Origin of the sequence: Acinetobacter sp. AOR12_HL, assembly GCF_027855275.1 — a bacterium.
In the GTDB taxonomy this organism is placed as follows: Bacteria; Pseudomonadota; Gammaproteobacteria; order Pseudomonadales; family Moraxellaceae; genus Acinetobacter; species Acinetobacter baumannii.
The window spans coordinates 37,073-54,464 of record NZ_JAKTIJ010000025.1; the positions used below are offsets into that span (position 1 = coordinate 37,073).

Here is a 17,392-nt window from a genome sequence, read left to right on the forward strand (position 1 = left end):
TAAATATTGCTGTTTGTTTAATTTCAAAATAAGACATATATCATTTAATATTGTAACTTTAGTTTTTTAAATACGTCTTTAATTAGATTTAATAAAATAGATAAGGGGGCAATAGTGCCAGAAATTGATAATAAACAACAACTTAATCCTGAGTATTCATTAAAAGTTGATTGTGCATCAGCTTTGAATTTTGTTTTACAGCAAAACTCAGTACCCCTTATTCGACAAGTTCTAATCTCTTCAACTGAAACAATTTCTGGTTCTCGAATCGTTATTCGATCTAATCCTGAGTATTTCAAAGAACACACCATCAATATTGCGAACTTGGAAGGCAACCAAGTCTTGGCTCTTGATAAACCAAAATTAGTTTTTGATATTAAATTATTGCAAGAGATACCCGAGAATATTAAAGGGAATATCGAAGTAGTTTGGATAAGTGAAAATGAAGAACTACTAGCAGAACAGCAGATAGAAATCGATGTATTGACTATTGATACTTGGGGTGGAGAACGTCAGCCAATTGAGTTATTGGCAAGTTTTTCGCAGCCTAATGCTTCAGCTCTTAGTCCAATTCTTGTTAAAGCGAGTGAAATTTTAAAAACAAAAGGACTAGGTTCATTAAATGGTTATCAAGACCGAGATCGAGATTCTGTTTTATCTCAGCTGAATGCGGTATGGGAATCTTTATTACAACAAGATATTCATTATATTGTTAACCCAGCAAGCTTTGTTAAATCGGGCCAACGAATCCGTTTGGCAAAGCAGATTTTTGAAGAAAAGTTAGCATGTTGTTTAGACACGACAATACTTTTAAGTGCCTTGGCTGAACAAATAGGCCTAGATACTTTACTTATTATTGAAGAAGGACATTCGTATCTTGGTGTTTGGTTAAATGAGACGCCAAATGTCGATTTAATCATTGATGATATTCAAGCTTTAAGAAAACGCTATGATTTAGGTGAGATAGTCTTTATCGAAACCACGTTGCTTACACAACAAGGCAAATTTACAACTGCACTAGAAACTGCAAAACAATATATAAAGGATGAATCTAGTCAGAATAAGTTTTATCTTGCGATAGATGTTCGTCAATCCCGTTTACGTGGTATTAAACCGATTTCTGCAAATCTGGAAAAGAAAAATTATTTGGATGATACAGAGATTGAATGGGCGACAGCATCTATTCCTGTTTACGATAATGAGTGCCCTCTTGAAAACAAAGCCACACGTGTTGACCGTTGGTTACGCCGTTTATTGGATTTAAGCCTCCGTAACAAACTCTTAAATTTTAAAGATAACCGTTACAGCATCCCATTACAGTGTTCTGAATTAACACTTAGTAAACTTGAAGATGCGTTAGCAAATCAGGAAGGTTTCTTATTTAAAAGTGTTGATAGTATTTCTCTAAAAGATGTTCAACGTGACAACGAAAATCAGCATATTAATCAATACGTTGATGAAAACCTTTCTAGGAAATTATTATTTAGTCCTTTAGATACACCTTTATTAGAAAAACGCTTGATTGAAGTCTATCGTGCTTCACGTACTGCTTTAGAGGAAGGCGGGGCTAATACATTATTTCTTGCGGTTGGTTTTCTTGAGTGGAGAGAGTCTGAGCGCTCGAAACGTACATTTAAAGCACCTTTACTCCTCATTCCTGTACAGATTACGCGTGAGACAGCTAAAACAGGTTATCGTCTATTTATGTATGATGATGAGCCACGTTTTAACTCCACCTTATTACAATTATTAAGACAGGATTTTGAACTTGATATTGCAGGCTTAAACCCTTTACCAACAGATGATTCTGGTATTGATGTCAATCAGGTTTTACATATTGTACGAAAGGCAATTGTAAATATAGCAGGATGGGAAGTAAAAGCTGAAGCTGCAATCGGTCAATTCTCATTCTCAAAATATTTAATGTGGCTTGATTTATCGTCAAGAATGGATCAACTAAAAAATCAATCTGTGGTAAATCATCTGATTGAGTCTCCACGGGAACCTTTTATTAAACAAGATGAATTCCCGCAACCTGCTCAATTAGACCAACAATATAAGCCACAACAATTATTTACGCCATTATCGTCTGATTCTTCGCAGTTGGCAGCTGTCATGTCCGCAGCGTTAGGACGTACTTTTGTGTTGTCAGGCCCTCCTGGTACAGGTAAGTCGCAGACTATTACCAATATGATCTCTCAATGTTTGGCCGATGGTAAATCTGTATTATTCGTGTCTGAAAAAATGGCTGCTTTAGAAGTCGTTTATCGCCGTCTAACACAAATTGGCTTAAGTGAATTGTGCTTACAGTTACACTCATCAAAATCTCAAAAAATGGAAGTACTTGATCAACTAAGAGAAAGAGCGCAGAAAAATAATGATCCTTACTTCTTAAGTGCTCAGCCCAAAACAACTGAATGGCAGAAACTTTCAGATAGATTAATTCAAACCCGTGATGAACTGAATCAGCATGTAAAAAATCTCCATACATCACATGCGATTGGCTGGAGTTTATATGCTGCAATGAGTGATGAACTTCGATATAGGGATACACCACATTTACGTTTTCCGGATATCAGTATTGCGACTTTGACAGCAGAAAAACGTGAGCTAATGAGTGAGACAGTGACTCAAGCTGTAAGTTTGCGTCAGCTCGTCAACGAAAATGCGAAAGATGTATTGAATGGTTTTGCCGAAGGTTTAGCTGAGCCAATTTGGAGTTTGGCATGGCAAGAACAGTATCAAATGTTACAAGATCAGCTTGTAGACCAGATACAACGTTTACAAAATTCAGTGTCTACTTGGCAAGAAGTTTTTGGATTTGATGCAAAGCAAAATCTGAGTCAGGTTAAAAATGATATTTCTATTTTTAAGACATTATCTGATCTTGTTCAACAAACTGATTTAAAATTACTAAGTGTTGTTAAAGACTTAAATTTAGGAACAATCACACAAGCGAAACAAATAGTCCAAGATTTAAAACAGCAGCGTTCTTCTTTGGTTGGACAATACCAATCCCAAATTTATCAAGCAGATTTAAGTCAAATTGCTTTTAAATGGCGTGAAGCAGAATCAAAAATTTTTCCATTCTCATGGTTCGCTAAGTTTCAGTTGAGAAATTTAGTCAAAACTTATCAAAGCTCAACTCAACGCCCTACAGCTTTGGCAGTTGCACATGACTTACCAATTTTGCAACATATCCAAAGTCAACAAAGACAGTTTACTGAATGTGAAAATCAGTTAGCGAGTAAACTTGGCCCTTACTGGCAGGGTGAAGATAGCACGTGGCAAATTTTTGAAGCTATGCACAATCAGTGGCAAGAAATTAAGCAAATAGTTGCTTCGACAATTATTGATCAGGCAACTTTATTAAAAGCTGTGGAATTTAGTAAAAATAATAATCTGGATGGAATAAAGCAAAACATAACTCAAGTAGAAAATACATTCAGTCAATTGTTGAATGATCACGTACTAAAAAATGATGCTCAGCTCACTCCATATTCAGATATTAATTTTACTGAAATCCTCGAAAGACAGCAGCAACTACAACAACACAGCTCCTCTTGGAGACATTGGTTAAATTGGCAGGCCATAAAGAGCCAGTTAGTTAAACAGGGGTTAAAACCCTTGGCCTTTGAACTCTTCGATACTCCATTAGAGCTGGATGCTGCTTTAAAGCGTTTGAATATTAATTTAGCGAGACATTGGATTACTCATCAATTTAGTCAACATCCAGAACTAAATCAGTTTAATAGCCAACAGCATGAACAGAAAATCCAGACTTTTGCACAACAAGACAAAGATCATCAGCTTGCTGCGAGTCATGAGATTATTCATCGTTGGAATGCTATTTTCAGTGAACAAGATAAATATAAGGCTCAGTGGACTGTTCTCAATAAAGAATTAGGTAAGAAGCGCCGTCATATTCCTGTACGCGAATTAATGCGTCAGATTCCTGATGTGTTAGTTGGGTTAAAACCATGTTTATTAATGAGTCCGTTATCAGTTGCTCAATATCTGGATACTGAAGCAAAATTTGATGTGGTGATTTTCGATGAAGCATCACAGATTCCTGTATGGGATGCGATTGGTGCTTTAGCAAGAGGTAAACAGTCAATTGTGGTGGGGGATAATAAACAAATGCCGCCAACAAGTTTCTTTGGTAAAGGAGATTCTGAGGAAGAGGTCGATGAGGAAGTAACCGAAGATTTAGAAAGTATCCTAGATGAATGCCTTGCTGCTCAGTTACCAGAATTGGCCTTGAACTGGCATTACCGTAGTCGCTATGAAAGCCTCATTCAATTTAGTAATCAGAAATACTACAAAGGCGGTTTGTTTACTTTCCCTGCACCTGTTGCTAAGGATACAGCTGTAAAACTACATGTGGTTGAGGGTGTATACGACAAAGGCGATACACGTACCAATAGTAATGAAGCAAAGGCAATTGTGGAATTTATTATTCAGCATTTACAGTCACAATTAGGACAGGAGAACCCTCTGACCCTCGGTGTTGTGACTTTCAATATGACTCAACAAAAGCTAATTGAGGATTTACTGGATAATGAATTGGCGAATCATCCTGAGTTAGAGACCTTGAGTAAATCAGGTATTGAGCCTTTATTTGTTAAGAATTTAGAAAATGTGCAAGGAGATGAGCGCGATATTATCGTTTTCTCAATTACCTACGCAAAAGATCAGGATGGTCGCTTATCAATGAATTTTGGTGCGTTAAACCGTCAAGGTGGACAGCGCCGTTTAAATGTAGCAATTACTCGCGCTCGTCAAGGATTACATGTTTTCTCTGCTTTGAGTCCGGAAGAAATTAATTTAGCACGTACTAATAGCGAAGGTGTGAGAGATTTAAAAGATTTCCTCGTTTTTGCTCGAAGTGGTCAGTTGCATTTAAATTATGCTGATCAAAGTAAACACAAGACTAAAAAAGAATTCGTACAGTACCTACAAGCTAAGTTGCAAGAACAAGGCTGGAGTGTGGACGTTGGAGTCGGTCAGGGCGATAGTTGTGTAGATATAGCTATTAAGGATGAGTTGAATTCGGGTAGTTATATTGCAGGTATTATAGTAGATGGTGAAAACTACGCTAAAGCAGCTACGGCAAGAGACCGAGATCAGCTGAGACCAACAGTTTTAAATGGATTAGGCTGGGAGGTTTTATCGGTTTGGACGGTAGATTGGTGGTTAGACCCAGAGCAAAACTTAACTAAATTGGTAAATGTATTAGAAGAGATAAAATCGAAGAAAGACGTTGCTTAAATTCTATAAAACCAGATAAGGGCTGACCTTATCTGGTTTTATCTTTGAAATAAATGGCATCACACCAAAATTTGTCAATGTTATCAAAGTCTTTTTTAGAGAATTTCCAACAGCTTAAGATTGAAAAATTACTTTCAAACCATTCATCTTTGTAGTTGAGGTGAATATAGGTATGAATGGCCTCGGCCGTAAGTTTTTCTAGTTGTAGAACTCTTCTCTGAATGCATCTTTTACTCGAATAAATGAACTTTCTATATTGATCTTCTTGGTATTTGTTTCTTTCCATATTTTTAAATATTACTGATTTTGATTCAAAGCTAAGTCATGGTTATTGTACTTAGCTTTGGTTTTTTGAAAAGGATATATTGAGTTAGACTTCATTTAAAAGCTAATCAACTTTTTATTAATAATGAGTTGTGAAGGGGTTTTATTTTTCAGGGTCTAGATAAACAACACCTAAATTAACTTTTTTATAAGGTCTGAATTCACCTTCATCAGCTTTTATTCTTTTATATTTCTCCTCAGAATAGTCTATATCCTTTACTTTAAACCCATCAAAACTAATATAAATTAAAGCAGCCATGTTAGAGTATGCTTGCATGTCTGGTTTAAAAAAGTAATATTTTTTTGCAATTGGCTTTAATGTGAAGCTACCATCTTTATTTAAAACAAGCTCGGGAGCATCATTTGGAGTTAAACTATTAAATCCAATAAAGCCTTTTTGTTGTCTTAGAGGTTCTTTCGTAGCGTTATTATAAATATAGCCTGTCACCTCCGGAGTAAGATAAATTTCTTTCTGTGAGCAAGCCGTAAGAGTTACCGTCATACAAAAAAAGAGTAGCAATGTTATTATTTTTTTCATTGTTTTGAAGTTCCTAAAAGCCTAAAAGTAACTTATACGAAATTTATCAGTTCAATAAGTAAAAATCTGAGTGTTTCTAATTGGCTGATCAACCAAGTTGTATCTAAACTGCTGCATTAAATCTTTGGAAATTGGTTGAGGTTGTTGTATCTGCATCATCAAAAGCTGTAAAAACTGTCCATGACTAAACACAGCTAAATTCTTTTGGACATAATTTTCATTTAATGCTTTTAACTTCTCATGAAAAGCTTGAACCCGCATATATAGATCTTCAAAAGATTCGGCATCACCGGCATCTTTATGTTGATAATCCATTTTTTCCCAATATGCATTTACCCAAGCTTTACGGTCGTCCATATTGGTATTTTCACATTTACGCTCAGACAAATAGCTAAACTCATGCAAATGTTTATCTACTTCAAAATTGAGATTATATTTTTCTAAGAGTGGGGCGGCGGTTTGATGTGTACGCAAATATTGAGACACAATCACATGATCAATCACGGGCAGTTTTGAACAGAGTGCTTGTGCTTGTTTATGCCCATTTTGACTTAAAGCAATTGAAGCATGCGAAAGGGTCTTACCATTAATATTCGCTTCACTTTCAGCATGTCGGATTAGAAAAATACTCATTTTGATTCCATTAGACTCTTTAGGTCGATGTTTCTCACTTAGAGATTATTAATTTTATAAATTGAGAGTAGGGTAAATCCTTTTACATACCTAAGTATGTGTTATTTCTTTATCAACATATCTTATGAGTAATAGGTAAATTACAGTTTTTTATAATTCTAATTAATAGATTATGCTAACTTATTCCGTATTAAATTTTTTAATTATAAAAAGATGTCAAATATTAAGATTAAAATTTTAAGTATTAACGAGCTTAAAGATTTCAGAACTATCAGACTTTCCGCTTTAAAAAAATCACCAAAAATGTTTGGATCTACCTATGATGCAGAGGTAGAGAGACCTTCAATATTTTTTGAAGCGTGCCTATCAAATTCAATGGTATTTGGTGCCTACTATAAAAATGAAATAATAGGCTTAGCCACATTAACACAAGAGATTGGAGTAAAGCTTTCTCATAAAGCATATTTGTCGAGTGTGTTTATTGAGCCTGAATTTCAACAAAAAGGTATTGCAAGTCATCTACTTAATGCAGTCATTGAATATAGTAAAAAGCACGTTGAACAAATTTTACTTACTGTTGCAGAAGACAATAAAGCAGCAATTCACCTTTATAAAAAACTTGGTTTTCAAATCTATGGAATTGAAGAAAAAGCTCTAAAAGATAATGATGAATATATTGACGAAATTCTGATGAAGCTTTTTGTGATCTAATATTTTTATTATTTCGCCAAAACTAATTCCTGACTTTCATTGTAAAAAGTTAAGGTATAGCTTTTTAAAGTTTTGCCATTCGAACTTATACAAAATTTTCCTGACACTGGAACTTTCCATTCTGATCCAACATTGCTTACCAAGCCAATCCATGCGTGTCCATTAAAAGTAAATACTCGTTCATTTTCTATATGAAAGTCTTCGAAATAAATGGCATCGCACCAAAATTTGTCGGCATTATCAAAGTCTTTTTTAGAGAATTTCCAACAACTTAAAATTGAAAAGTTACTTTCAAACCATTCATCCTTGTAGTTGAGGTGAGTATAGTTATGAATGGCCTCGGCCGTAAGTTTCTCTAATTGTAGAACTCTTCGCTGAATGCGTCTTTTACTCGAATAAATGAACTTTGTGTGTTTTTCTTCTTGGTATTCATTTCTTTCCATAGTTTTAAATATTACTTAGCAATTTGTCTAAAGTTAGTTAGCGTATTCATAAAATTTGAATAGAGGCCGGTTTAGGGGAGAGTCGCTACATATTTTATTAATTCACTTAGAGCCGATTCAACTGAATTAATCGGTACATGTTCAGCATATATAATTTCTTCACTTAAGTTTGGATATATAAAAAATGGATTTTTATGTAACTTAAATAAGAAAAAAATGGATTCTTGATTCCGAACCCCAATTTTTGAAAAATCGTCAAAAGTTTCTTCTAAGGTTAATCTGTAATGCTCAATCAACTCTTGGTTTATGCAGAGATTTTCTAAAAAGTTTTCAATAGTTAAATTATAGTTTTTATGGAAGGGCCCTTGCACTAATGCTTTTAAATCTCCAATAAAGCTAGGCATGTATGTTGGTGAATCTAATGTACCAAATGAAAGCCCATTAATATTGATTGTAAGAGGTAAAAGATTCTTTTGAGGATTGATATTCAGAATAGTAAAAGAAAACTCTTTCGTACCAATTTCAATGTAATTTGGTTCTATCATTTCATCATTAAGTTTTTTAAATAAATATTATACGCATTAAAAAAATGGGAGCAAATAGCTCCCATTTTTAATTTTTGTTCATGTTCTTAGCTATAATTTCCCCAATCTCTAGGAAGATGCCAAGAGTTTGGTTTGAAATTCCAAGTAATAATATTTGAAGGTTCAAACTTTTCGTTTAATATTTTTATCTCAATAACTTGTTCATCGACAAGAGATAAAGTGTGTGGCCCAGTGTCGCTATCATAATCCCAGAAGTGATAACGATCTGCTGTATCTTTTTTAATATTACTGCCCGGTCCTATATCAAATGGAGCACATAAGCGAGTTAAAGGACTTTTATCTTCTTTAGAAAAAAAGGTGACTTCTAGTTTGCTTTTAGTGTTAATAGCCTGAGTAAATATTTCTTTAAATTTCATTATATAAGCCCTTTGTTTATCTTAAAAGATTATCTATTTTTTGATCCCAATCAGGATCGTGAATAATTCTCTTGATTGCTAGATTATTGTTAATAATCTCAGTCTTGGTTTTTTTAGATAGTTGTTCCCAGTCAGAATGATTAAATACATACGTAGCATTATTAGGGCTGTCAGACTCTAAAACTGAGATACTTTTTTGGGGGAAGTGATAAATTACATACCCTTTATATCCACCTACTCCAATAACAATACCACTGTACTGATAGGATCCTATTTTATCTAATCTTTTTTCAATTACTGGTTTGACTGTTTTACTCAATTTAGGTGATATGGTTTGTTTAACTTTATCTTTTAATTCTTCTTGGGTATATGTACCTGCTGGAAGAATTAACCAATTTACGATTTTGAATGTTTGAGGTAATGCTACGAAACCATCTTTAGCTGCTACGTGAAACTCCAAATCCGAGCCGAAAATTTCTAAAGCTAAGTTAAGCTTATGTAAAAATAAAGCTGGATCTTCTTGGCTATCACATTCTATTAATAAAAATTTCTCATTTTGGCTTTCAATACAATTAACATGAATATTTTGAGCAGGAATAGTTTCTCTAGGATAGCGTTGATATGTTCTCCATGCCATGTCTTCAATTTCAACTCTATTATCTCTTCCATGAAACTCATAGCGAGTGTAGTAAAATGCTCTCGTAATGGTTTCTTTAGGTAGGTCTCTCCTAACAATTTCTTTGCCATCTGCATTTATTCTGGAAAATTTTCCGATTTTATTTGGAAGAAATGAATCCCCATCTTCCCATGTATCATTATCGGAAATTTTTTTTAGATGGTCTGAGGTTAAATCTGATAATTTTTTACCAATAGAAATTTCCCCGGAATATTAGCTAAAGAGTCAGGAACCTTTCTGAAGGATTTTTGTTTAAATTGCATTTGTTGCTCATATAAAGTTTCTATCTAACCTATTTATAGGTGATTTGTTTTTATTCAATAGTTAAATTAAAATTTTATTAATTATTTAGAAATTAATTTTATATTACTTATCTCATCCCAAAAAACATCCCATCTTAAGGCTGTTTTTATTGCCCCACTTAACAATAATCCACTCATTATTTAGCCTTTCTTTTCTAATGATTTAATTTAAAACAAATGGCATTTTGCGTGCTTGACTGCAAAAGGGTTGGGCACTATTCTTTGCCTGCTGGCCACATTGCCAGCCGGTCGTCGCGGACCGATTACAACAACATCAGAATTATTCCTTTCTGAGGGATAATTTTGTGTGAGCATCTCCTCGTCTCCTCCCGTAGCGGTAGGACGGGAGAGGGACACCCTCGGGTGTGCTGGTTGTTGTACCAGTCCGCGAACCCTTTCTCGTTCTGCCACCATAATTTCTATCCATGTCGGCAGAACTCCCAATAAAAAGGAGTTGGCTTTGCACATCCAATATTTCTTGGCTCTCAATGCCAAAAGCTATAACGACACAGCTTAAAAAATAAAGCAGCTTGAACGCCTTAAGGTTGTCAGGCTTAAAGTCATTTTTACTTAAAACTTAGCAACAACAAAACTTGAGATGTGCCAAGCACAGTCTTTGTGGCTTTGCTGTGCCTTTTTTTCTCCCAAAAAGGGCACAGGCTTTTTTATCTCTACATACAACAAAAATTTTTATAACGGTAAAACTATGCCAAATTTAGTTCTCCCAACACGTACCTTATATGTTGTAAATAAAGCAATTGATCTGTTTCACCACCGTGGATTTCACCTTATTGGGGTCGATAGAATAGTGAAAGAGTCAGAAATTACGAAAGCGACTTTTTATAATTACTTTCACTCAAAAGAGCGGCTTATTGAAATCTGCCTGATGGTGCAAAAAGAAAAACTCCAAGAGCAAGTAGTCGCAATGGTCGAGTATGACTTAAGCACTCCCCCAATAGATAAACTTAAGAAGCTTTATTATTTACATACCGATTTAGAAGGGCCGTATTACTTATTATTTAAAGCCATATTTGAGATTAAAAATAGTTATCCCAACGCTTATCAATCCGCAATGCGCTATAGAACATGGCTCAAAAATGAAATTTACAGTCAGCTTAGAGTGCTAAACGCGGATGCTTCTTTTACCGATGCCAAGCTATTTGTATATATGGTGGAGGGCACAATCATTCAGCTTTTAAGCTCAGATGGGGCAATCGAGCGGGAAAAGATGTTGGATTATTTTTTAAATTCTTTTGTTAGAAATTTTAGTCCATGTATGTTTACTCATGTCGATGCTAGCAAGTGCTAGCCTGTTCTTCTATGACGGCTTATATGTAAAAGCTAGACGAGTTGTTTTGAAGGGGGGAGAGAAATAATAAATAAAGCCTCCTTAGAAAGGCTGCTTGTGTACAAAAGAATATAAAAACAGCAAGTAACACTTACTCAAGTGTCATTTTAAACTGATTGGTATTTATACAATATAGTTATCAGATCACAAGGATATGAACTAATGAAATTTCTAAAATTTTTAACTTTTAGCACGATTCTTACCTTATCCGCACATACCTATGCGACAGTGGGTGGTGGACAAAAAATTGAAGTATTGGGCTATCAGCAAAAAGAGAAGAAACTTTATGTATTAAGACATTATGAAGATGGCCGAGGACGCCTACCACAACTATATTATTATCTATTAAATAGTAAATCGCCTGATAAACTGATTGAAGTTAAATCTCTCTATATCAATCCAAAAACACATAAGATTGATTATGATCAAGATAGTACAGCGTTTAATAAGGCACTTAATAAAATTAAAAGGAATTTAACCCCCTTAGTCGTAAGTAATAGTAAGACTGTAAAAATTCAAACGTTAAAAACTCATCAGAATCAGGTATCGTCTTGGTTTGATCCTTCAGGAAAGATCACGCAATATAAAACAGAATATGTTGTAAAATCGCCGTCTTTACAAAGTAAGACCCATGTTGCGGTTCATTACAGCAAAGCAATAAAAATTTCCCAAAATTATAGTGTGCCTAAACAAAATAAGAGGTTGGTTGTCGTTAAATATTTGGGGGTTCCAGAAGAAACTGGTTACGATATTGAAGACCCTGTTTTACTACTACCTATAAAAAAATAAGCTTAAGCGAAAATTATTTTCTTGGTTCAAAAGGACGACAGGATAAGAAGTCCTGCGTATTTTATAGGATAAAACTTTTCTTTATAAATGCAGCTATATAATTTACACAGGATGAAGAATGAATAATTTGAATTTTAAAACGCTAAAGAAGTACTGGCTGCGATTCGTGGGTATTGCTGTAATCGCAGGCGCTTTAGTATTGGCATTTGCTTGGACCGCTGGTCTATTTGGACATCGAACAACATCCAAAACTTTTTTGGGTGATACATTAAAAAACTTTGATCCCGGATATCGACGTGCACATGGTAAAGGTATTTGTTTTGATGGCACTTACCATAGTAATGGTGCGGCAGCAGCACTCTCTAAAGCCACTGTATTTGCCAAGTCTGATATACCAGCAATTGGCCGATTTTCTATTGGAAGCGGTAATCCGCATGCGGCAGATAATTCTACCGCAACAGTGAGTATGGCTTTATTACTTTCTCCAGCCGATCATTCACAGTGGCGTATGAAATTAAACAACTTTCCTTATTTCCCGACGCGAAATGCTGAAGGTTTTTTGGCGCAGCAAAAAGCATTTAAACCGGTTCCGTCTACTGGTAAACCTGATCCAGCCCTTGTTGAGGCGTTTTTAAAAGAATATCCCGAAGCGCGTAAGTCTATTGAGCAAAAGGCCAAGATGCCATTAACCGGTAGTTTTAGCGGTGCAGAATTTTATGTTGTAAATGCCTTTATATTGCGAGCGGCCAATGGACAAGAACAGCTAGTCCGTTGGTCTATGCGTCCTCATTCAAAATTTATTAGTCTGACCAAAGAACAACGTGATCAAGCTGATCATGATTTCTTATTTAAAGACATCAAAAAACGTTTGGCTGAAGGACCGCTCTATTGGGACTTGGTTTTGCAACTTGCCGAGCCGGGAGACCCGGTGAATGACCCATCTCAGCCTTGGCCAAAAGACCGTAAAGAAGTTATAGCCGGAACATTAGAAGTGAAAAATGTGACTGATCAGGTAAATGGCGCATGTCGTGATATTAACTTTGACCCAACTTTGGTGCCACCGGGAATTGAGTTATCAGATGACCCAGTACTCGCAGCACGAGCGGCGATCTATTCACAGTCTTACAATGCTCGATTACGTGAAATTGGATTTGGCAAAGCAACGGATGCCGTGGGCAAATAGGAGAGATGAACTATGCAAAATAAATCTAACGATAATGCTCCACGTCATTTTAATTTGACTGCGCGAATACTGCATTGGCTTATGGCGGCAGCAATTCTGGCTATGCTATTTATTGGGGTAGGAATGACCACCTCAATGACTTGGCGTCCGTGGTTAATCAATATTCACCGTCCTTTAGGAATCGCAATCTTATTATTGGTCATCATAAGATTAATAAATCGACTCTGTTATCCAATTCCACCTTTGCCGCCGACTGTACCGCGCTGGCAGGCGTTTCTTGCCCATGCATCACATTGGCTACTTTATATTTTGATGTTTAGTTTGCCATTGCTCGGATGGGCGACGCTATCGGCAGGTAATTGGCCTGTCACTTTATTTCCGGGTTGGGATCTTCCACCTATAGCACCAACCAACTCTACGTTTTACGCTTGGTTCCGTACTCTACACGGAATTTTGGCTTGGCTATTATTTGCTGTCGTCATTGGTCATTTATCTGCTGCATTATTACATGCATGGATTTATCGCGATGGCGTATTTTCGAGTATGGCTTTGGGGCCTTCTTCTAAAAAAGAAGAAGCTGATTAGTTTGCTTGAAATTTTTTCGATTGAACGATGAGTTAATGGTGAGGTTTTTATAAGGTTTATTTAAAACATATAAATAAGCTCGCCGATATAACGACTTAAAATAGAATTGATTTCTCAAGTTGAGAAATCAATTCAGCAATTTAGATTCCTTCAACAAAACTCACCATGACATCACAGCAGCCTTGGCGTTTACTTTTGGCAAGCTGATATTCAGGTGAAAAATAACATTCACGTGCAGTTTCCATATCTGGAAACTCAATCACCACGTGGCGTTCAAACTCTTGTCCTTCTAAGACTTCAGAGGCACCGCCACGCGCAAGAAACTTGGCACCATACTTTTGAAAAGCTTGCGGAGCAGTGGCCATATATTGTTTGTATTGTTCCATATCATGAATGGTGACATGAGCAATCCAGTACGCAGACATATCGTATTTCCCTATAACTTATTCAATAAAGGTCTATTTACCTTTTCCTAAAATTTGTGATTTCAAGCATCTAAAATATTTTTTGCGACAGCAGCAGCTTCAGCAATATGTTCAGCAACAGCTTGTTTTGCCTTTTCAGGGTCTTTGTGAAGATAGATGGCCTCACACATATTTTTAATACGTTGATAACCTGAAATTTCACGCTTTGTCGATTTCATGGTCATGGCACGAAGACGGCTAATTCGACCGTTTAAACGTTGAACCACTTCCCAAGCAATATGGTGATTGGCTGTTGTAAAGATGGTTTGATAAAGCTGGGTTGAGGTCGCAATAATGAGATTGATGTCATCGGCGGCAAATGCAGCTTTAAGATCTTCTAATAGAAGTTTTAATTTTTCAGCAGTTTTTTCATCTAGATTTTTAGTGCAGTCAACCACAGCACTTTGCTCTAACAAAAGACGAATTTCATAAATTTGTGAAGCGATGTCCCAGTTAAGTAGTGAAACAATAGGGCCTTTGTTTGGCAAAATCTCGACTAAACCTTCTGCTTCCAAATAACGAATCACTTCGCGAACTACAGAACGGCTCACGCCAAGTTCTTCACATAACGTTCTTTCAACCAATCTTTTTCCTGAAGGGAAATAGCCCGTAATAATGGCATTACGCACTTTATCTAAACACAGCTCTCGTAAAGTTACGGGCGGGTTTTCAATTTTAAGATTCATAGGTAATTAAATTTTCCTGTTTTTTAACATGTTGAGTTTCATTACATGTTTTTCAATAAAAATTAGCATAGCAAACTCTTGCTTTTTTTTCAGTATGTATTATGGTATACCATAATACGAATGACAAGATAATTTACTTGCAAGGAAGAGCAATGGAACTCATACGTAAAACTGTGCTTCATGTAGAAACCACTTATGTAGATGGCGGCAAAGAAGCAGCCAAGCCTTTAAAAATGGTGGCAGCAGCAGCGGTGATTAAAAATCCGTGGGCAGGGCAAGGTTATGTAGAAAACCTAACACCGGAAATTCGTCGCATTGCGCCGATCTTAAGTGAGCACTTAACCAAGCTTATTCTTGATGAAGTCGGTTCGGGCGAAGCCGTTGAAGCTTTTGGTAAAAGTGCAGTGGTGGGCTTAAATGGTGAACTTGAGCATGCATCAGCTTTAATTCATACCTTACATTTTGGTAATACTTACCGTAGCGCTGTCGGTGCGAAATCTTATTTGGCATTTAACAATACCCGTGGCCCAGCAAATGCGCCGATTTTAATTCCAATGATGGATAAAAATGACGAAGGCCGCCGTTCTCATTACTTAACATTGCAATTTGCAATTCCAGATGCACCTGCTGCCGATGAACTGGTTGTTGTGATTGGTGCAGCAACAGGTGGTCGACCACATCATCGTATTGGTGATCGTTATAAAGATTTGGAAGAGTTAGGTCATGATGTCAAAAACCCTGCAGCTGTCAAATAACCGTATTGCTCACTATTTTGAGCAAGGCGAAGGAGAGCCTCTGGTTCTGATCCATGGAGTGGGAATGCAAGCTGCGGCATGGTATCCACAAATTGAATATTTTTCTAAACATTATCATGTGATTTCAGTAGATATGCCGGGACATGGTCAAAGCACCAAATTACCGGCAGACGCAAAATTACAAGATTTTGTTGAATGGACCATCGAATTTATTACAGCCTTAAATTTAGGCCCGGTAAATTTAGCAGGGCATTCAATGGGCTCGCTAATTACCACAGGCGTCAGTGTTACCCGTCCTGATTTAGTTAAACGGATGGCTGTACTCAATGGTGTGTATAAACGGACACCACAGGCACGTCATGCAGTCATCCAAAGAGCTGAAGAGTTAAAAACAGGCCGTATTGATGTTGAAACTCCGCTACAACGCTGGTTTGGTGAAAGTGAAGTCGAGCGTATAGCAGCTGCCAAAGTGAAAACTTGGCTCGAAAATGTTGACTTATCTGGTTATACCACTGCGTATTCTGCGTTTGCACAAGGCGATGAAACCTATGCAGATGACTGGTCAAAGATCACTTGTCCTGCTTTGGTGTTGACCGGTACGGATGATCCGAACTCAACTGCAGAAATGGCAATACAAATGGCAAAACAGGCAAAGCATGGCACTGCAATTGTCATTGAAAATGAACGTCACATGGTGAACTTAACTGCACCTGACAAAGTGAATAATGCAATGCAAGCGTGGTTGGAAACCAGCGTTTAATTTGCCACACATTGCTGAAGGAATATAACAATGAGTGAAATGGATACTATTAATAAAATGCGTGAACTTCGTGATGCCTTCGGGTCATTTATGACAGGCGTTACGGTGGTCACAACCTGTAAAGAAGATGGAACGCCACTTGGCTTTACAGCGAACTCTTTTGCTTCGGTGTCTTTGGACCCAGCTTTACTTCTAGTGAGTATTGCCAAGACATCAAGCAATTATCATAACTTTGCAAATACCACTCATTTTGCAATTAACATTTTGGCAGAAGAGCAAAAGGATGTTTCAAATACCTTTGCTCGTCCAAGCGAAGATCGTTTTGCAAATATTTCATGGTCAAAAAGCGCTTGCCAGAACCCGCTGATCGATCATGTCAGTGCATGGTTTGACTGTACAACCTACCAAGTTGTCGATGCAGGTGACCATGCCATTTTAATTGGTAAAGTTGAAGATTTTGCTTCGACCGGTTTTGCAGGACTTGGTTATTATCGTGGTGGATATTTCACACCAGCCAAACTTTCTGCCGAGGTGATCTCTGGCCCTAAAGTGGTGATGAGTGCCATTATCGGACATGAAAATACCATTTTGCTTGAAGAAACTGCCGATCATAAATGGACTATTCCGCATGTCATGGTAGATAAAGACGGTGCAGATAAAGCGCTCGAGAAAATCTTTGCACAATATCAGCCAGATGCTTCTGCCAACTTCATTTACTCTGTATATGAAAACGTTGAAAACCAGCAGCAATATATTTCATTTTTATGCAACACACCTGTAGCTCAAGCCACTAAAGGTCAGTTTGTCGATTTAAATGATCTTGAGAAACTTGAGTTTGTAGACAGCGCTTTAGAAAGTATGCTGATGCGCTATCGCAAAGAAAACCATTTGAAAACTTATGGTGTTTATTACGGAAATCAGACAACAGGTACAGTTCGTCAAATCGTTAAAGAGGAAGTTTAA

The 17,392-nt window shown here is 36.6% G+C and carries 17 protein-coding genes and 1 pseudogene; 9 read left to right on the plus strand and 9 right to left on the minus strand.

Annotated elements, in window-relative coordinates; all coding sequences use genetic code 11:
* The first annotated feature begins 114 nt into the window (after window positions 1–114).
* Window positions 115–5,271, plus strand: a complete 5,157-nt coding sequence (locus MKL36_RS12820) for a DUF4011 domain-containing protein (RefSeq protein ID WP_021510293.1) — start codon at window positions 115–117, stop codon at window positions 5,269–5,271.
* Between the two features lie 40 nt (window positions 5,272–5,311).
* Here the strand turns inward: MKL36_RS12820 and MKL36_RS19050 are convergent.
* The 3 genes and pseudogenes from MKL36_RS19050 to MKL36_RS12830 all read right to left on the minus strand — a co-directional run.
* A pseudogene (locus tag MKL36_RS19050) lies at window positions 5,312–5,557 on the minus strand (hypothetical protein); the annotation flags it as partial.
* A 141-nt stretch (window positions 5,558–5,698) separates the two neighbouring features.
* Window positions 5,699–6,133, minus strand: a complete 435-nt coding sequence (locus tag MKL36_RS12825; protein WP_021510295.1) for a hypothetical protein — start codon at window positions 6,131–6,133, stop codon at window positions 5,699–5,701.
* Window positions 6,134–6,184: 51 nt separating this feature from the next.
* On the minus strand, window positions 6,185–6,766 hold the full coding sequence (locus tag MKL36_RS12830; protein WP_021510296.1) for a histidine phosphatase family protein: 582 nt from the start codon (window positions 6,764–6,766) through the stop codon (window positions 6,185–6,187).
* Between the two features lie 213 nt (window positions 6,767–6,979).
* Between MKL36_RS12830 and MKL36_RS12835 the strand changes: the two genes are divergently transcribed.
* Window positions 6,980–7,477 (plus strand): GNAT family N-acetyltransferase, encoded by a 498-nt coding sequence (locus tag MKL36_RS12835; RefSeq protein ID WP_002156371.1) that lies wholly within the window; start codon window positions 6,980–6,982, stop codon window positions 7,475–7,477.
* A gap of 8 nt (window positions 7,478–7,485) precedes the next feature.
* Here MKL36_RS12835 and MKL36_RS12840 read toward each other — a convergent pair whose 3' ends face one another.
* The 4 genes from MKL36_RS12840 to MKL36_RS12855 form a co-directional block, all read right to left on the minus strand.
* Entirely contained in the window at window positions 7,486–7,920 is a 435-nt protein-coding gene (locus MKL36_RS12840; RefSeq protein ID WP_021510297.1) for a hypothetical protein, read from the minus strand.
* 71 nt (window positions 7,921–7,991) lie between these two features.
* On the minus strand, window positions 7,992–8,465 hold the full coding sequence (locus MKL36_RS12845; protein ID WP_021510298.1) for a hypothetical protein: 474 nt from the start codon (window positions 8,463–8,465) through the stop codon (window positions 7,992–7,994).
* An 86-nt stretch (window positions 8,466–8,551) separates the two neighbouring features.
* Window positions 8,552–8,881 (minus strand): hypothetical protein, encoded by a 330-nt coding sequence (locus MKL36_RS12850; protein WP_021510299.1) that lies wholly within the window; start codon window positions 8,879–8,881, stop codon window positions 8,552–8,554.
* 16 nt (window positions 8,882–8,897) lie between these two features.
* The gene (locus MKL36_RS12855; RefSeq protein WP_021510300.1) at window positions 8,898–9,518 is read right to left on the minus strand and encodes a hypothetical protein; all 621 of its coding nucleotides are present in this window, start codon (window positions 9,516–9,518) and stop codon (window positions 8,898–8,900) included.
* A 1,047-nt stretch (window positions 9,519–10,565) separates the two neighbouring features.
* Between MKL36_RS12855 and MKL36_RS12860 the strand changes: the two genes are divergently transcribed.
* The 4 genes from MKL36_RS12860 (at window position 10,566) to MKL36_RS12875 (ending at window position 13,764) form a co-directional block, all read left to right on the plus strand.
* A complete protein-coding gene (locus MKL36_RS12860) occupies window positions 10,566–11,168 on the plus strand; it encodes a TetR/AcrR family transcriptional regulator (protein ID WP_005132348.1) in 603 nt (200 codons plus the stop codon).
* Between the two features lie 201 nt (window positions 11,169–11,369).
* Window positions 11,370–11,996, plus strand: a complete 627-nt coding sequence (locus tag MKL36_RS12865; RefSeq protein ID WP_000670344.1) for a hypothetical protein — start codon at window positions 11,370–11,372, stop codon at window positions 11,994–11,996.
* Between the two features lie 118 nt (window positions 11,997–12,114).
* Window positions 12,115–13,179 (plus strand): catalase family peroxidase, encoded by a 1,065-nt coding sequence (locus tag MKL36_RS12870; RefSeq protein ID WP_205665287.1) that lies wholly within the window; start codon window positions 12,115–12,117, stop codon window positions 13,177–13,179.
* Window positions 13,180–13,191: 12 nt separating this feature from the next.
* The gene (locus tag MKL36_RS12875) at window positions 13,192–13,764 is read left to right on the plus strand and encodes a cytochrome b (protein WP_021510303.1); all 573 of its coding nucleotides are present in this window, start codon (window positions 13,192–13,194) and stop codon (window positions 13,762–13,764) included.
* A 140-nt stretch (window positions 13,765–13,904) separates the two neighbouring features.
* Here the strand turns inward: MKL36_RS12875 and MKL36_RS12880 are convergent, their stop codons facing one another.
* Both MKL36_RS12880 and MKL36_RS12885 read right to left on the minus strand, forming a co-directional pair.
* On the minus strand, window positions 13,905–14,189 hold the full coding sequence (locus MKL36_RS12880) for a DUF1330 domain-containing protein (protein ID WP_001277471.1): 285 nt from the start codon (window positions 14,187–14,189) through the stop codon (window positions 13,905–13,907).
* A gap of 62 nt (window positions 14,190–14,251) precedes the next feature.
* Window positions 14,252–14,914, minus strand: coding sequence for a GntR family transcriptional regulator (locus MKL36_RS12885; protein ID WP_001049494.1), 663 nt, complete (start codon window positions 14,912–14,914; stop codon window positions 14,252–14,254).
* 152 nt (window positions 14,915–15,066) lie between these two features.
* Here MKL36_RS12885 and MKL36_RS12890 point away from each other — a divergent pair, with 152 nt between their 5' ends.
* From MKL36_RS12890 to tgnA, 3 genes are read left to right on the plus strand one after another with little or no spacing between them, the layout of a single operon-like run.
* Window positions 15,067–15,669 carry an amino acid synthesis family protein gene (locus MKL36_RS12890; RefSeq protein WP_000420415.1) on the plus strand — a complete coding sequence of 201 codons (603 nt, stop codon included), beginning with the start codon at window positions 15,067–15,069 and terminating at the stop codon, window positions 15,667–15,669.
* On the plus strand, window positions 15,638–16,429 hold the full coding sequence (locus MKL36_RS12895; RefSeq protein ID WP_000987212.1) for an alpha/beta fold hydrolase: 792 nt from the start codon (window positions 15,638–15,640) through the stop codon (window positions 16,427–16,429). The genes MKL36_RS12890 and MKL36_RS12895 overlap by 32 nt, the downstream gene beginning before the upstream one ends.
* Before the next feature lie 30 nt (window positions 16,430–16,459).
* Window positions 16,460–17,392: a flavin-dependent trigonelline monooxygenase reductase component gene (gene tgnA / locus MKL36_RS12900; RefSeq protein ID WP_001293249.1), complete on the plus strand. Its 933-nt coding sequence runs from the start codon at window positions 16,460–16,462 to the stop codon at window positions 17,390–17,392.